General features: G+C 27.4%; 13 protein-coding genes. 6 read left to right on the forward strand and 7 right to left on the reverse strand.

The genetic code is table 11. The annotated features are described in order from the left end of the window. Positions 1 to 4 precede the first annotated feature (4 nt). The 4 genes from H0H60_RS00275 to H0H60_RS00290 all read right to left on the reverse strand — a co-directional run bounded on the left by H0H60_RS00275 (position 5) and on the right by H0H60_RS00290 (position 4,031). A complete protein-coding gene (locus H0H60_RS00275; protein ID WP_185862740.1) occupies positions 5 to 958 on the reverse strand; it encodes an SPFH domain-containing protein in 954 nt (317 codons plus the stop codon). Between the two features lie 15 nt (positions 959 to 973). Beyond that, positions 974 to 1,297, reverse strand: a complete 324-nt coding sequence (locus H0H60_RS00280) for an SUF system Fe-S cluster assembly protein (RefSeq protein WP_185862741.1) — start codon at positions 1,295 to 1,297, stop codon at positions 974 to 976. A 12-nt stretch (positions 1,298 to 1,309) separates the two neighbouring features. Then, positions 1,310 to 2,683: a M16 family metallopeptidase gene (locus tag H0H60_RS00285; RefSeq protein ID WP_238784906.1), complete on the reverse strand. Its 1,374-nt coding sequence runs from the start codon at positions 2,681 to 2,683 to the stop codon at positions 1,310 to 1,312. A gap of 61 nt (positions 2,684 to 2,744) precedes the next feature. After that, positions 2,745 to 4,031, reverse strand: a complete 1,287-nt coding sequence (locus tag H0H60_RS00290) for a M16 family metallopeptidase (protein ID WP_185862958.1) — start codon at positions 4,029 to 4,031, stop codon at positions 2,745 to 2,747. 213 nt (positions 4,032 to 4,244) lie between these two features. Between H0H60_RS00290 and H0H60_RS00295 the strand changes: the two genes are divergently transcribed. Genes H0H60_RS00295 through H0H60_RS00320 form a run of 6 tightly spaced genes read left to right on the forward strand, consistent with a single transcriptional unit; the run spans position 4,245 to position 12,391 of the window. After that, a complete protein-coding gene (locus tag H0H60_RS00295) occupies positions 4,245 to 5,549 on the forward strand; it encodes a c-type cytochrome (protein WP_185862743.1) in 1,305 nt (434 codons plus the stop codon). A 40-nt stretch (positions 5,550 to 5,589) separates the two neighbouring features. After that, positions 5,590 to 8,541, forward strand: a complete 2,952-nt coding sequence (locus H0H60_RS00300) for a 4Fe-4S dicluster domain-containing protein (RefSeq protein ID WP_185862744.1) — start codon at positions 5,590 to 5,592, stop codon at positions 8,539 to 8,541. 11 nt (positions 8,542 to 8,552) lie between these two features. After that, positions 8,553 to 9,944, forward strand: coding sequence for an NrfD/PsrC family molybdoenzyme membrane anchor subunit (gene nrfD / locus H0H60_RS00305; protein ID WP_185862745.1), 1,392 nt, complete (start codon positions 8,553 to 8,555; stop codon positions 9,942 to 9,944). Beyond that, entirely contained in the window at positions 9,937 to 10,473 is a 537-nt protein-coding gene (locus H0H60_RS00310; protein WP_185862746.1) for a DUF3341 domain-containing protein, read from the forward strand. Before nrfD ends, H0H60_RS00310 begins: the two co-directional genes overlap by 8 nt. Beyond that, positions 10,470 to 11,087, forward strand: a complete 618-nt coding sequence (locus tag H0H60_RS00315; RefSeq protein ID WP_185862747.1) for a c-type cytochrome — start codon at positions 10,470 to 10,472, stop codon at positions 11,085 to 11,087. The genes H0H60_RS00310 and H0H60_RS00315 overlap by 4 nt, the downstream gene beginning before the upstream one ends. 17 nt (positions 11,088 to 11,104) lie before the next feature. Continuing rightward, positions 11,105 to 12,391, forward strand: coding sequence for a hypothetical protein (locus H0H60_RS00320; RefSeq protein WP_185862748.1), 1,287 nt, complete (start codon positions 11,105 to 11,107; stop codon positions 12,389 to 12,391). A gap of 22 nt (positions 12,392 to 12,413) precedes the next feature. Here H0H60_RS00320 and H0H60_RS00325 read toward each other — a convergent pair whose 3' ends face one another. From H0H60_RS00325 to H0H60_RS00335, 3 genes are read right to left on the reverse strand one after another with little or no spacing between them, the layout of a single operon-like run. Further along, positions 12,414 to 13,118, reverse strand: a complete 705-nt coding sequence (locus tag H0H60_RS00325) for a uroporphyrinogen-III synthase (protein ID WP_185862749.1) — start codon at positions 13,116 to 13,118, stop codon at positions 12,414 to 12,416. Then, the gene (locus H0H60_RS00330; protein WP_185862750.1) at positions 13,111 to 13,812 is read right to left on the reverse strand and encodes a potassium channel family protein; all 702 of its coding nucleotides are present in this window, start codon (positions 13,810 to 13,812) and stop codon (positions 13,111 to 13,113) included. The genes H0H60_RS00325 and H0H60_RS00330 overlap by 8 nt, the downstream gene beginning before the upstream one ends. A gap of 13 nt (positions 13,813 to 13,825) precedes the next feature. Next, positions 13,826 to 15,373: a TrkH family potassium uptake protein gene (locus H0H60_RS00335; RefSeq protein WP_238784908.1), complete on the reverse strand. Its 1,548-nt coding sequence runs from the start codon at positions 15,371 to 15,373 to the stop codon at positions 13,826 to 13,828. Positions 15,374 to 15,558 lie beyond the last annotated feature (185 nt).

Below are 15,558 nucleotides of genomic sequence, written 5' to 3' on the forward strand. Positions count from 1 at the left end.
AATTTTATTTATTTTTTTTACTATTACTATTTTTATTATCATTTTTCTTTTTTATAGATTCTCCAATCTGACTAGATATATTAAATGAAGTTATCATATTATTCAACATATCACTAGCAGCTCCTGGAGAATTAGGTAATAAAATTAAATTAGCATTGGAACTTTCTCCCATAGATTGAAGGGTATCATAATGTTGCGTAACAACAATTAAAGCTGAGGCCTCTTGTGAATTGATTCCTACATTGTTTAATACTTCTACAGATTCTAAAATTCCTCTAGCTATTTCTCTACGCTGATCTGCTGTTCCTTTTCCTTGTAATTTTTTACTTTCGGCTTCTGCTTTAGCTTTAGCTACTATTTTAATTCTTTCAGCTTCCGCTTTATATTCAGCAGCTACTTTTTCTCTTTCAGCTGTATTAATTCGATTCATTGCTTGTTTCACCTGTTCATCGGGATCCAAATCTGTAACTAAAGCTTTAATAATAGAATATCCATAATTTAACATAGCTCCTTCTAGCTCTCCTTTTACAGCAAGAGCTATATGATCTTTTCGTTCAAAAACATCATCTAGACGCATTTTTGGAACTTCAGCTCTTACAACATCAAATATATAGGAAGTAATTTGGGAATGAGAATTATCCAATTTATAAAAAGCTTCATATACCTTATTTTTAATCACTTGGAATTGAACGGATATTTTTACTTTCACAAAAACATTATCTTTAGTTTTTGTATCTACTAAAATATCTAATTGTTGAATTTTCAATGTTAACTTTCCTACTACATTATCTATAAAAGGAATCTTTAAGTGTAATCCTGCTTGACGAATGCTATAAAATTTTCCAAGTCTTTCAACAACAGCGGCTGTTTCTTGATGAACTATAAAAACAAAACTAGAAAAAAAAGAAAGGATTAAAAGAATTAATAATCCATAAAATAGTAAACTAAAAATGCTCATATATATATATAAAATTTATAACATTCCAAGTTCTAAACGAGCTTCTTCACTCATAAATTCTCTACTCCAAGGAGGATCAAACGTTAAAACTACATCTACCTTTTTAATTCCCTCAATAGATTGAACTTTTTCTTTGACTTTTATAGGCAAACTGTCTGCAACGGGACAATTCGGTGTAGTGAGAGTCATGACTATTTTTACCTCTTCTTCATGAGATACTTGTATATCATAAATAAGACCAAGTTCATAAATATCTACCGGGATTTCTGGATCATATATACTTTTCAATACATAAACAATACGATCCTCTAAATCTAAAGAGGAATAATCTTCTTTCATTTCAAATTATATTCATTTTAATTTGGTTCCAAATTTATCAAAAAAACGAATAGGATAACCCAAATTTCTCAAAATGGGCAAAATATCATTAGCTTTTCCTATAATTATGACTCTCCCATTTTTTCCAGAAAAAAATTTTTTACATGAAGAATGTACATCCGAAATAGTTACAGACTGTACACTATTCAAATAATTTTTGTAGAATCCACTTGGAAGATTATTTTTTAATTCACTTATAAAAAGATCACTAATTCTATTTGGATCTTCTAAATCTAGAATAAATAAACCACATATCTCTTTTTTCTTAATATTCAATTCTTCTAGGGTAACTTTATTGGTTGTAATTTCTAAAATTTCTTTTATAATATCTTTTATCGCTTTATCTGTTACTTCATTTCTTACCTGAGTATAAACAGAAAAATAACCTATATCTCTATCTGATTTTAAAACAGAATATGCTCCATATGTATAAGCTTTTTTTTCTCGAAGATTTAAAAATAAACGACTTTGAGGTCCTCCTCCTAGAATCCCATTGGCTAAAATAGAAGAGAAATAAGTCGGATCATTTTTATGAAAAAAGACAGGTCCTCCATAACAAATGGTAGATTGAGTAAGAGAAGGAATATCCACTAAATCTATTTCTATTTTTGGAGAATGATTTGATTTTTTGAAAATTTTGTTTCCTTGAGAACAAGATCCTTTTTTCCATTTAGATAAATAATGTTCACATAATTGTTTCGCTTCTTGTAAAGATATATCTCCTATAAAAGAAAGATAAGATATATTTGGAATGTAATATTTCCGATATAATTTTTTTAAATCTTTAAGAGTAATATTTTTTATGGTATCGTAAGTTTCATATTCGCCATAAGGATGATTTTTTCCAAAATATAAAACATTTCGTACCCGTTGCAAAATGGCATTTGGATCCTTTTCTGATAAGTTAATATCTATAATCTTTTGTTTCACTATTTTTTCCAATTCTTTAGAATTATCAAAACGACTATTCATCAAAATATCACTCATGATAGCAATAGACTTCTCTAAATGTTTTTTTAAAGTAGAAACAGATATTCCTGAAAAAGAAGTATACAATGTCGTTCCTATATAATCAATTATTTCATCCAATTCTTCCTTAGAAGAATTCTTCGTTCCAGAACGAAGCATTTGTCCAAAAATTTTTTTTATTCCAGCTTTGTCTTTTTCCAAAAAAGGTTTATAGTCTAATTCTAAACCGACTCTAACTAAAGGAAGTTTATGATTCTCTACAACTAAAACTTTTAATCCATTTTTCATTTGAAAAAATTTAGGCTTTTCAATATTAATGACAGTCTTTCTTGTTAAAGACTTAGGCGGTGAACTACGATTAACTATTTGAGAAAACATATTTGTATGAAAAAAAATGTTGATGGTTATTATAAGAAGAATAATTTTTTGATTAAAAAATTTAACTAACTGGAACATTATATAAACGTACTCTACTATTTTTGTTTAAATATTTATTGGCAACGATCTTGATATCTTCTACAGATATTTCACGATATTTTTCTATATCTGTATTAATTAAATCTGCATTTTTATAGTATAAATGATAATGAGCTAAATTTGCTGCTATTCCACTCATAGAATAATTATCGAAAAGAAATTTTTTTTCAAAAAAGTTCTTGTGTTTTTCTAACTCATATTCTGTTATTACTTTTTCTTTTAAATTTTCTATTTCTTCATCTATAACTTTTGTTAAGTGGTCTAAAGTCACCCCAGGATTTATTAATCCGTATATAATGAAAATCCCATAATCCTCCATAGGATCTAAAAAAGATCCTGCATAAGCAGCTAACTGTTTTTTATTTACCACATTTTTCATTATACGTGAACTTTCTCCAGAAGAAAGGATATGATCTATAATTTTTAATACATAAGAATCTTTATCCGTTATTTTTGGAAGTCTATACGATAAAAAAACACCGGGAACTTTAGTATTTTTATCTACATATGTAGAAACAATTTCCTTTTTAATAGGATCTTCTTCTATTTTATTCATGTGAAAATCTATTTTTCCTTTTGGAATAGGAGAAAAATATGTATCAATCAAATTTCTTGCTTCTTTCATATCAAAATCTCCTGCTACCACCAAAGTGGCATTATTGGGGACATAATAAGTTTCATAAAATTTTTTGTAATCTACTTCTGTAGCAGAATCTAAATCTTTTTCAAAACCAATAATAGGATACTTATAAGGATGTTTATTGAATAATAAAGAAGGAATAATTTCTGAGATAGCTTTAGCATACGGTTGATTTTCTATTTGCATTTTTTTTTCTTCTTTGACTACTTCTCTTTGGATATTGATACTTTCTTTATCTATTTTTGCGTGAAACATTCTTTCAGATTCCAACCATAAGGCTAAAGGAAGACTGTCTGATGGTAAAACTTCGTAATAACAAGTCTCATCATGGTTAGTATAAGCATTATTTTTTCCTCCATTAGAAGCGATATATTTGAAAAATTCTCCTCTTTTAATATTTTTAGAACCTTCAAACATCAGATGTTCAAAAAAATGAGCAAAACCGGATTTTCCTGGAGATTCATTTTTAGTTCCTACATGATATAAAACGGAAATAGATACCAAAGGATTTGTGTTATCTTGATGTAAAATAACATGTAGTCCATTTGACAGGGTTTCTTCAAAAAATCTAATTTTAGGTGCTTGATCTGCTTTCAAAGAATTAAACATTATTATTGTTATGATGATTAAGAAAGAAAATCTATTCATCTTGCATGTTGTTTGCTATGATATGAATAAAAAACAAATTTAAAAATAAATTAAAGGAATTTACGAATTTTTTTTCCCAAAAAATGGGATTTTTTTCTTTTATTCTATTATTTTGTGGAATAATTAATGTGGAGTTAAGAGTAAAACATTATGAATGTATTCATCAATATAACTATGAAATATTTTTTGTTTTTTGTCCTTTTTTTATTTTCTTTTTTTCTAAAAATTGAAACAAAAAATATAGAAGGAAATGCAGAAAAAGGAGCAGAAATTTTTAAAAAGAATTGCACGTCTTGTCATTCTATAGATTTAGAAAAGAAAATGATAGGACCACCTCTAGCTGGTGTTACTGAAAAAAGAAGCAGAGAATGGCTGCATAAATGGATTTTGGATAACAAATCTCTCCGAAAAAGTGGAGATAAAGACGCTATAGCTATCTACAAAGAATATGGAAATGTAGAAATGAATTTATTTCCTCAATTATCCGAACAGGAAATAGATGATATATTATCTTTTATCAAAAATCCTGTCATTAAGAAAGAAAGTACGGCTGATGAAAAAGAGGAAAAAAATACCAGATCAGAATCTCCATTTTTAATTAAAATAATTGTTTTTGGACTTAGTATTTTATCTGCAATTTTACTTTGGATTTTATATAGAATTCAAATTTTAACTAAATTATTACTAAACGAAGATATCCTTTATCAGAAAAAAGACAAAACAAATTTTTGGATAGATACTGCTTTATTTAAATTTTTAAGAAAAAATAGAAAAAATTGGGCTGTTCTATCTTGTTGTATAGGATTTTCATTCATATTAGTAATATACGGAATTTGGATATTTTTAATGCAAATTGATGTCAATAAAGGGTACAAGCCAGATCAACCCATTTATTTTTCTCATAAAATACATTCTGGAATTAATGGAATAGATTGTCAATATTGTCATTCTTCAGCAAAATATAGCAAAGTATCTGGAATTCCTTCTGCAAATATTTGTATGAATTGTCATATTACTATCAATGAATATAAAGGTGATTATGTTGAAAAAGGAAAAAGTAGAGAAGTATATAATCAGGAAATACAAAAAATATACCATTCGGTAGGTTGGAATCCAGAAAAAAGAGAATATTCTCAAAAAACAAATCCTATTCAATGGATACGAATACATAACATGCCTGATTTTGTTCATTTTGATCATTCTCAACATATAATAACAGGAGAAAAAATGATCAAAAAATCAAAAAAAGTAGATTTAACTTGTAATGCTTGTCATGGAGAAGTTCAAAATATGGACCAAGTAGAAATGTCTCAAAATTTTACCATGGAATGGTGCATTTCTTGTCATAGAAAAACAGAAATAGACATTAATAATCAATATTATCAAGAACATTTTTCCGATTTTATCCAAAAAAGAAAAGGAAAAAAAATAACCATAGATATGATTGGTGGAACGGAATGTGCTAAATGTCACTATTAAATGACTTAGTTCGTCATTTATTTTTCTTAATAAATTATTTATGATGAAATCAAATAAAAAAGAAAACGCTATTTCTAAAATGGATATTCCAATTAAAAAATTTTTAAAAAATAGAACCTCTAGACGTGATTTTTTGAAATGGGTAGGTTTTAGTACAGCTTCTGTTACTTTAGCTGCATGTAAAGGTCCAGTAATAAAATCCATTCCTTATGTTGTAAAACCAGAGGTGATTACTCCAGGCCTACCGACCTATTACGCATCTACCATGATAGATTCTTTCGATATTGGAAGTGTATTAGTTAAAACTAGAGAAGGGCGTCCCATAAAAATAGAACCTAATATAACCTCGAATTATTTCAATACCACATCAGCTAGAATTCAATCCTCTTTATTATCTCTTTATGATGAAGAAAGATTAAAAAACCCTTTTATTAATGGAAATAAAAGTTCTTGGAATCAAATAGATAATTATGTTATTTCTCATTTAGAAAAAATATCCAAATTAAAAAAAGATATTGTAATACTTTCGTCTTCTTATCCAAGTTTTTCTACAAAAAAATTAATACAAGATTTTACAAGAACATATCCAACCACAAAATGGATCACTTATGATGCGATTTCTTATTCAAAAGCTTTAGATGCTGCTGCAGAAATATTTGGATTCCGAGCTTTTCCACTTTTTGATTTATCAAAAACGGAATTAATAGTATCTTTCGATGCGGATTTTTTAGGAGATTGGTGTCCAGAAAATATGAGTCATTCCTATGCTAAGAATAAAAATCCAGAAAAATCTATGATACAACATATTCAGATAGAAACTAATATGAGTCTATCTGGAGCAAATGCAGATATTCGTATTTCAAAAAAGCCATCAGATATAGAAAAAATGTTGTTTGAAGTTTACCAAACAATAGTTCTTAAAAAAGAAACTAATAGTGAAATTGTAAAAAAAATAACTGACTTAATTCAAAAAAAAGGATCAAAAAGTGTAGTTTTTGCAGATGGAAGTAAAGAAGCATATATTTTTTCTTTTTTGATAAACAAAAAAATTCATAGTCAAGCTTTACAAAAAAATAAATTTATTTTATCAAAAGAAAGTGATGATGAAAAACTAAAGAATTTTATAGAAGATTTAGAAAAAGAAAAAGTTGGAGCTTTATTAATTCATAACACTAATCCAGTCTATAGTCTTCCTTCCTCTATTTCTCAGAAAATAAAAAAATTATTAAGAATAATACCAATGACTATCTCTTTTTCAATGAAAAAAGATGAAACTAATGAATTAATGGATGTATTAGCTCCTATTCCTCATTGGCTAGAAAGTTGGGGAGACACCCATCCTGTTACAGGGATTTACACTCTCATTCAACCTACTATTCAGTGTATATTTAATACAAGACAATTTCAAGAGTCTTTAATGATTTGGGGAAGAAAACCAGAAAAAAATTATTACGAATACTTAAAAAACATTTGGGAAAAAGAAATTATTCCAAAATCCAATGTTTCTTCTTTTCAGGAAGCTTTGTTTCACGGAGTAGTGGAAGTGGAAAAAGAAGAAAATATTATCCATAAAAAAAATATTTTATCTAATAATTATGATAAACAAGAATATTATATAGATGAAAAAAATAGATTAGATAAAAATTTTGAACTTCGATTATACACGAAAACAAGTATAGGAGACGGCCATCAACATGACAATCCATGGCTTCAAGAACTTCCGGATCCTATTACTCGTACTACTTGGGAAAACTATTTAACTATATCATATGATGATGCAAAAAAAATAGGAATAAAAAATTGGTATACAGGAACAGGAGCTATGAATGGCCATTGTGTTGATTTAATCAAAGATCATAAAACATTGATTAAAAATATACCTGTTTATATTCAACCTGGACAAGCAATAGGTTCTATAGGTTTATCTTTTGGATATGGACAAAAAATAGGAAAATTTACTCAAATGATCAAAGGAAAAAATGCTTATGTTCTTTATGAAAATTTTCATTTGATACAAAAAAATATACAGATAAAAAAAGTAAATAAAATATATAAATTTGCTTGTGTACAATTACAAAATACAACTGTAGGAAGAAACTTAGTCAAAGAAACGGATTTAGAAACTTTTTTAAAACATCCTAAAGAAATTTGGAATGAAGAAGAAAAAGTTTTTACTCACAAAGGAATGCTCCCACCAGAAAATATTTCTATTTGGAATGATCCTGTTGTAAAAGAAAAAGATAAAAGAGGCCATCATTTTCATCTATCTATAGATTTGAATGCTTGTATTGGATGTGGAGCTTGTATTATTGCATGTCATTCGGAAAATAATGTTCCTATTGTGGGAAAAGAAGAGATTAGAAAATCTAGAGATATGCATTGGTTACGTGTGGATAGATATTATTCCGGAAAAGAAAACTCTGAGGATGAATTTTTTATTAAAAATCCAAGGGTTTCTTTTCAACCTATAATGTGTCAACATTGTGATAATGCTCCTTGTGAGACGGTCTGTCCGGTTGGAGCAACATCTCATGGAGAACAAGGTCAAAATATGATGGCATATAATCGTTGTGTAGGAACACGTTATTGTGCAAATAATTGTCCTTATAAAGTAAGACGTTTTAATTGGTTTAATTATGCCAATAACCAAAATTTTGATTTTCACATGAATAACGATCTAGGGAAAATGGTTCTTAACCCAGATGTTGTTGTTAGAAGCAGAGGGGTTATGGAAAAATGCTCTTTATGCATACAAAGAACACAATCTGTTATAGGAGTAGCAAAAAAAGAAAATAGAAAGATCAAAGATGAAGAATTTGAAACAGCTTGCAGTATTTCTTGTCCTACAAAAGCAATTACTTTTGGAGATGTAAATGACAAAAATAGTCATATTTTAGAAAAAATTCAAGATCAAAGGAATTATAAACTCCTGGAATTTCTCGGAATACGTCCAAATGTATCTTATCAATTAAAGATAAGAAATCTGAAATAGAATGGATTATTATGTTAAAGCTAAATAAAAACCATGAAACCTCTATAAGAGAACCATTGATTATAGGAGATAAAACATTTCAAAATATCACCGAAGACATTTTGAGACCTATAAAAAATAAAGCTGGAAAGCAATGGTGGATCTCTTTATTAATCTCAATTATGGCTTTCTTTTGGGGTTTAGGATGCATATTTTATACTATAGGTACGGGTATAGGAGTATGGGGTTTGAATAGAACTATAAATTGGGCTTGGGATATTACTAATTTTGTTTGGTGGGTTGGAATTGGTCATGCGGGAACTTTGATTTCTGCTGTTCTATTATTATTTCGTCAAAAATGGCGTTTATCTATCAACCGATCAGCTGAAGCTATGACTATTTTTGCGGTTATTCAAGCTGGTTTATTTCCTATCATACACATGGGAAGACCATGGAATGCTCATTGGGTTTTACCTATTCCAAATCAATTTGGTTCTTTGTGGCCTAATTTTAATTCTCCACTATTATGGGACGTATTTGCTATTAGTACTTATTTTTCCGTTTCTACTGTTTTTTGGTTTATGGGATTGATTCCAGATTTTGCTATGATCAGAGATAGAGTCACAGATCCTATACAGAAAAAAATATATAGCATTCTTAGTTTTGGATGGGGAGGAACATCCAAAGATTGGCAAAGATTTGAAGAAATTTCTTTGTTGCTAGCTGGACTATGCACTCCATTAGTTTTTTCAGTACATACTATTGTTTCATTTGATTTTTCTACTTCGGTGATTAAGGGTTGGCATAGCACTATATTCCCTCCTTATTTTGTAGCTGGAGCCATATTTTCAGGTTTTGCAATGGTACAAACTCTATTAGGAGTAGCTAGAAAAGTCCTTTCATTAGAAAGTTATATAACTAGAAATCATATTGAATATATGAATATGATCATTTTGTTAACAGGAGGAATAGTGTTATTAGCTTATATATCCGAATTTATTCTTGCATGGTATTCTAGCAGTCCTTTTGAAGAGTTCACTTATTTTTCTGTAAAGGCTGCAACAGGACCATTTTGGTGGGCTTTTTGGGCTTTAATTATTTGTAATGTATTAATTCCACAATTTTTATGGATAAGATTTGTAAGAAGAAGTTTTTTTTGGTCTTATATAATAGCAATTTTCATTAATATTGGAATGTGGTTCGAAAGGTTTGATATTATCGTTTTAAATCTAAGTCATGATTATTTACCTTCTTCTTGGACTGGGTTTATGCCTTCATTTGTAGATGTAGGAATATTTATAGGAACTATTGGCTTTTTTTTCGTTCTTTATTTATTATACATACGTGTATTTCCAGTTATATCACAGGCAGAACTAAAAACAATATTGAAATGTTCTAAAAAAAATGTTACAAAAGATGATTAAATCCGTATTTAATATTCAGGCATTATATGATCATGAAGATTTAATGATAAACCATTTAAAAATTCTTCGGAAAAAGAACATAAATATACATGAAGTATATTCCCCTTTTCCCATTCATAATTTGAATAAATTACTTGAATTAAAAAAAACAAATTTGTCTTTTTTGTCTTTTATATATGGATTTATAGGATTTTTTACGGCTAGTATACTTACTTGGTATACCATGATTTATGATTGGCCACAAAATATTGGAGGAAAACCTTCTTATTCTTGGATTCACAATCTTCCTTCTTTTATTCCTGTAATATTTGAATTGTCTATTTTTTTTTCTGCACATTTTATGTGCATCACTTATCTTTTTCAATGTAAATTATTTCCAGGATCTACTCCAAAAAATCCGGATCCTAGAACTACTGATAACATGTTTCTAATAGAAATTCATACAGAAAAAAATGCTGAAGAATTACGGAATTTTTTAAAAGAAAATGGAGCTATGGAAGTGAATATAACTAAAATAGTTCAAACATGAGAAATAAATATCTTTATGTTCTTTTCCTTTTTATTTTTATGACACTAAATTCTTGTTGGTTTGATAAATCAAAACCTAATAGAGTATATATGCCGGATATGTACTACTCAGATGCATACGAACCTTATTCAGATCCATATCCTAATTATAAAAAAACTCTTAAAAAGATTCGCATTCCTCTTTTTATAAAAGGAAAAACTTCGTCTCTTTTACCTGTAAAAGGAACTATTCCAAGAAATTCTTATGGATTTAATTTTTACAAACTTGATGATACCCAAGAAGGATATAATCTGTCTAAAAAAATATTGAAATCTCCTTTACAAAAGAGTAATAAAAATAAAGAGGAATTAAATAAAATTATAGAAGATGGAAAAAATATCTATAAAATTAACTGTTCTATATGTCATGGAGAAAATGGAGATGGACAAGGTTTTTTAGTAAAAAAAGAAAAAATATTAGGAATTCCCAGTTATAAAGATAGAGATATTACTATTGGAAGCATTTATCATGTAATTACTTATGGAAAAAATAACATGAGTTCATACGCATCTCAATTAAATGAGATAGATAGATGGAAGGTGGCAGAATATGTAATGATTTTAAAGAATAAATAGTTCAAAAAAGATAAAAAATGTATCAATTTTCTCAAAAAAAGAAAAAAATTATTATTTCTATAATGATCATAGGTTTTTTTATTCTTCTTTTTGATCAAATTACTTTTTCAAATAAAAATTTTTTTCCCAAAAAAAAAGAACTTTTCTTAGAAAAGAAATCCATGGAAAATAAAAAAAATACTTTACAAAAATCCGAAAAAAGAGAAAATAAACCTTGGATAGGATTATATATGTCCCTATTTTATTTTACCAGCATTTCTCTAGGATCTTTATTTTTTTTAGGGATACAATATGTATCAAAATCAGGATGGTCCATTATCATCCATCCTATCATGGAAGAAGTTTCTTCTTTTCTTCCATATGGAGGAGTGATGATTCTAATAATATTATTATTAAATGCTATGGATTGTATTCATATATTTCATTGGATGGATCCTTTTTTATATGATCCGACCTCTTTAAAATATGATAAAGTCATTGCAAGTAAAAAGTTATTTTTAAACATTCCCTTTTTCTTAATCAGAAGTTTTATTTATATAATTGGCTGGTGTTTTTTTTATTTTAAAATAAAAAAAACATCTTCTATTTTAGATAAAACATGTTCTTTAACAGATTATAAAAAATTAAATTTTTTATCTATCATATTTATAATATTTTTTTCTATCACATCTATTTTTATGGGATGGGACTGGATTATGTCCTTGAATCCTCATTGGTTTAGTACTTTATTTAGTTGGTACGTTTTGAGCACTTATATAGTAACAGGAATAAGCACCATTACTATAATTGCTATTTATCTAAAAAAGAAAGGATGTTTACCTTTATTTAATGAAAATCACTTACATGATTTAAGCAAATATCTTTTTTCCACTAGTTTACTGTGGACTTATTTGTGGTTTTCACAGTTTATTCTTTATTGGTACGGAAACATACCGGAAGAAATTTATTTTTTTATAAAAAGAGAAGAAATCTACGGATCCATTCATTTTTGGATGCTCATTTCAAATTTTTTGATTCCTTTTTTAGGTTTGATGAGTAGCAGAAGTAAAAAAAATCCAAGAATTGTCTTTACAATTGCTAGTATATTACTTTTTGGACATTATATAGATATATACAATTTAATAGCTCCAGATGTAAATGGAATCTTTGATCAAAAATTTGGATTATCTGAAATTGGATCTTTACTATTGATAGGTTCCATTTTTAGCTATGTTTTATTTAGCAATTTAAACAAAAAACAACTCCATTCTATTGGAAATCCTTTTTTTCAAGAAAGTAAAAAATATAAATATCCTTATATGTAAAAAATAAAATAATGGTTCTTATCTATGGAAACAAATTTTTCTTATCAAAAAATTTTTTTACAAAAAGAAGAACTTCTTTCATAGAAGGGATATCTGGAATCCAGATTTCTTTGTTCAAATATCTTGAAACAAATTCTGCTGTAGTTTTTCCTATAGCAAAAAATTCCGTTTTGGAGTCATTCCGTATTCTGTTTTTTAAAAAAAACGATTTTGCTCCAGAAGGACTAAAAAATATGATTCCATGATAACTAGACAAATTTTCTATTTTATGAGGAAGAAAAAAAGTTTGATAAACTTCATATCGATTTAAAAGAATATTTTTTTTTTGGAAAACTTTGTCATCACTATTCTTAAGTAGATTATTTTTTCCACAAAACCAATCATAAGACTTATTTGAATTTTTTAGAATAATGTCATCTATAAGATCTTGTACATAATTCTTTCTCAAAAGAAAGGAAAAATTTCCAAAATTTTTTATAAAAAGATAGGTCTTCTCTCCAACTACATAAAATTTTTTTTTCTTCAAAAGATCTTTTCCAAAATTATATATAAATCCTTTTATTCCATTGTAACTAGTAAAAATGAATCGATCATTTAATATGATAGGTTTTTTTTTCTGTAAAATAGAATACTTTACGGATAAAAAATCACAAGATGTAATCAAAAAAACTTTTTTGAAAAAAAAAGAAGAAAAATTTACAGATTTAGTGATAAGAATTTTAATCATGATTTTTTTCTTTGACAAAATTCATTATGGATTTATTAGATCCAAAAAGGGTCAATATATCTCCTTTTTGTAGAATCGTATCTCCAGTTACCAAACCTATCACTTTTCTTGTGGATGCATTTCCTTTTCCCTTATACGACATAGGATTTTTAATATCTCGTATGACAGTGATTAAAGAAACGGAATATTTTTGTGTTAATTTTATACTTTTGACAGACTTCCCATTAAAGGAATATGGAGAAAAAACTTCTGCGATAGAATATTTATTATCCACTCTAAAATAATCTAAAGCATAATTAAAGGATATTTGTTTAGTTAATCGGAAAGCAGCGTCTTGTTCTGGATGTACTACATCGTTAATTCCCATAGCCTCTAATATAGTATCATGTATCTTTGATAAAGATCGACTAACTATTCTAAGATGTTTATATTTTTTTAGTATTGCCGTAGTTACTATTGATGATCCTTCGTTTTCTCCAATAGCTACAATTCCTAAATCCGCTTGTTGTATCGGCAATACTTTATAAGCTGCTTCATTATTAGCATCCATACATACCACATTAGCTATATGATCTTTTAATAAGTCTACTTTTTCCATTTTATAGTCTACTCCAAAAACTTCATGACCATTGTCTGTTAAATTTAGAGCTAAAGATCTACCAAAATTTCCTAGACCAATAATTATAATTTTCATATATCATTCATTATTAATTTATGAGAATATTTCCTTGAGTAAATCGATAATAATAATGACTATTGATTCTATTTTTTAATAATCCTACCATAATATTAAAAACTCCAATTCTTCCTAGCAACATTAAAATGATTAACACTAACTTACTTCCATTAGATAAATTAGAAGTAATTCCTAAAGATAATCCTACTGTTGAAAAAGCGGAAAAAACTTCAAAAGAAATGGACAAAATATCTTTTTTTGGATCTAAAAAAAGAATAATCAAAATACTTATATATATTACAATTAAAGATAATATGATTATAGCAAAAGAACGTCTAACAGTTTCTGAAGAGATTTCTTTTCTCTGAATTTCTAATCGATTCTTTCCTATAGATAAAGAAATAACATTCATTAATGCTAATGCAAAAGTACTTGTCTTAATCCCTCCACCTGTAGAAGCGGGAGATGCCCCAATCCACATCAAAAAAATAGTAAATAATATAGTAATAGGAGTCCATTTATTTAGGTTCAATACCTGAAATCCTGCCGTTCTAGATGTTGCAGAAGAAAAAAATGAAGCTACCCATTTTCCAGTAAAAGAAGGATGTTCTATAAGAGAGAAATGCAATTCACTGAAATAATAAAAAATGGTTCCAAAAAAAAGTAAAATAAAGGTTGTGAATACAACAATTTTTGTATTCAAAGTAACAATATGAGCAGGATATCTAAAATATTCCTCTTTAAAAACTCTATAAAAATATTTTTTAAATGTTATCCATATATATGTAAAAAAGTTAAATAAAATATTAAAACCTATTCCCCCCAATATTAATAAACAGGCAATAATAAATTGTAATAGATAATTAAATCTGACAGATTCAGAATAAAGACCTTTACTAAGAGTAGAAAATCCGCTATTGCAAAAAGCGGATATAGAATGGAAAATAGAAAAAAACAAACGACTATCAGTCTCTATGAAATTTCTATTAATAGAAAAATAAATTAACAAAGTTCCTATTGCTTCTACTATTAAAGTAAACATAACAACTTTTACAGCTAAACTAAGAACATTATTAGTAGTTTTTGTATTCAAAAAATTGCTAATGTATATTCCTTCTCGAAAAGAAAAACCATCCCTAAAAAAATAACTAAAAAAAGAAGTGATAGTTAAAATTCCTAAACCTCCCAGTTCTACTAACGTTAGAATAATCACTTTTCCAAAATATGTAAAATCTTTTGCGGTATCTAATACGACTAGACCGGTCACACAAACGGCACTAGTAGAAGTAAACAATGCATCTATAAATGATATTTTTTTAACTGTAGAAGTCGGAAGCATAAGTAATACTGATCCTAAAAAAGATAGAAACACAAAACTAGTAATAAAAATAAAAGCAGGATTATGTATTTTTACATATATTATTCGCATCAAATAGGTAATACGAATTAATATGTATAGAGTCAAACAAATTAACAAGGTTATTTGTATATCTGTTGTTTTATCAGTTTTGGAAAAAACTAATTGTCCAACAGAAAAAATAAAAGAAGTCATTAAAATAAAAAAAGATAATAAAATCATGGATTTATATCCCTTGTAAAGGCTCCTTTCGAACAAAAAACAAAAATGAAAAATACTAAGTATAAATACTATTCCCATGAGGGTGCCTATATTTAAAACAGGATTGATAGATGTTTTCCACCCTAAAGAAATAATTATATAGAAAAATGTTATTGGAGTTATAAATGGTAATATATTTCGGAATA

Origin of the sequence: Blattabacterium cuenoti, from assembly GCF_014251735.1 — a bacterium.
GTDB classification, from domain to species: domain Bacteria; phylum Bacteroidota; class Bacteroidia; order Flavobacteriales; family Blattabacteriaceae; genus Blattabacterium; species Blattabacterium cuenoti_C.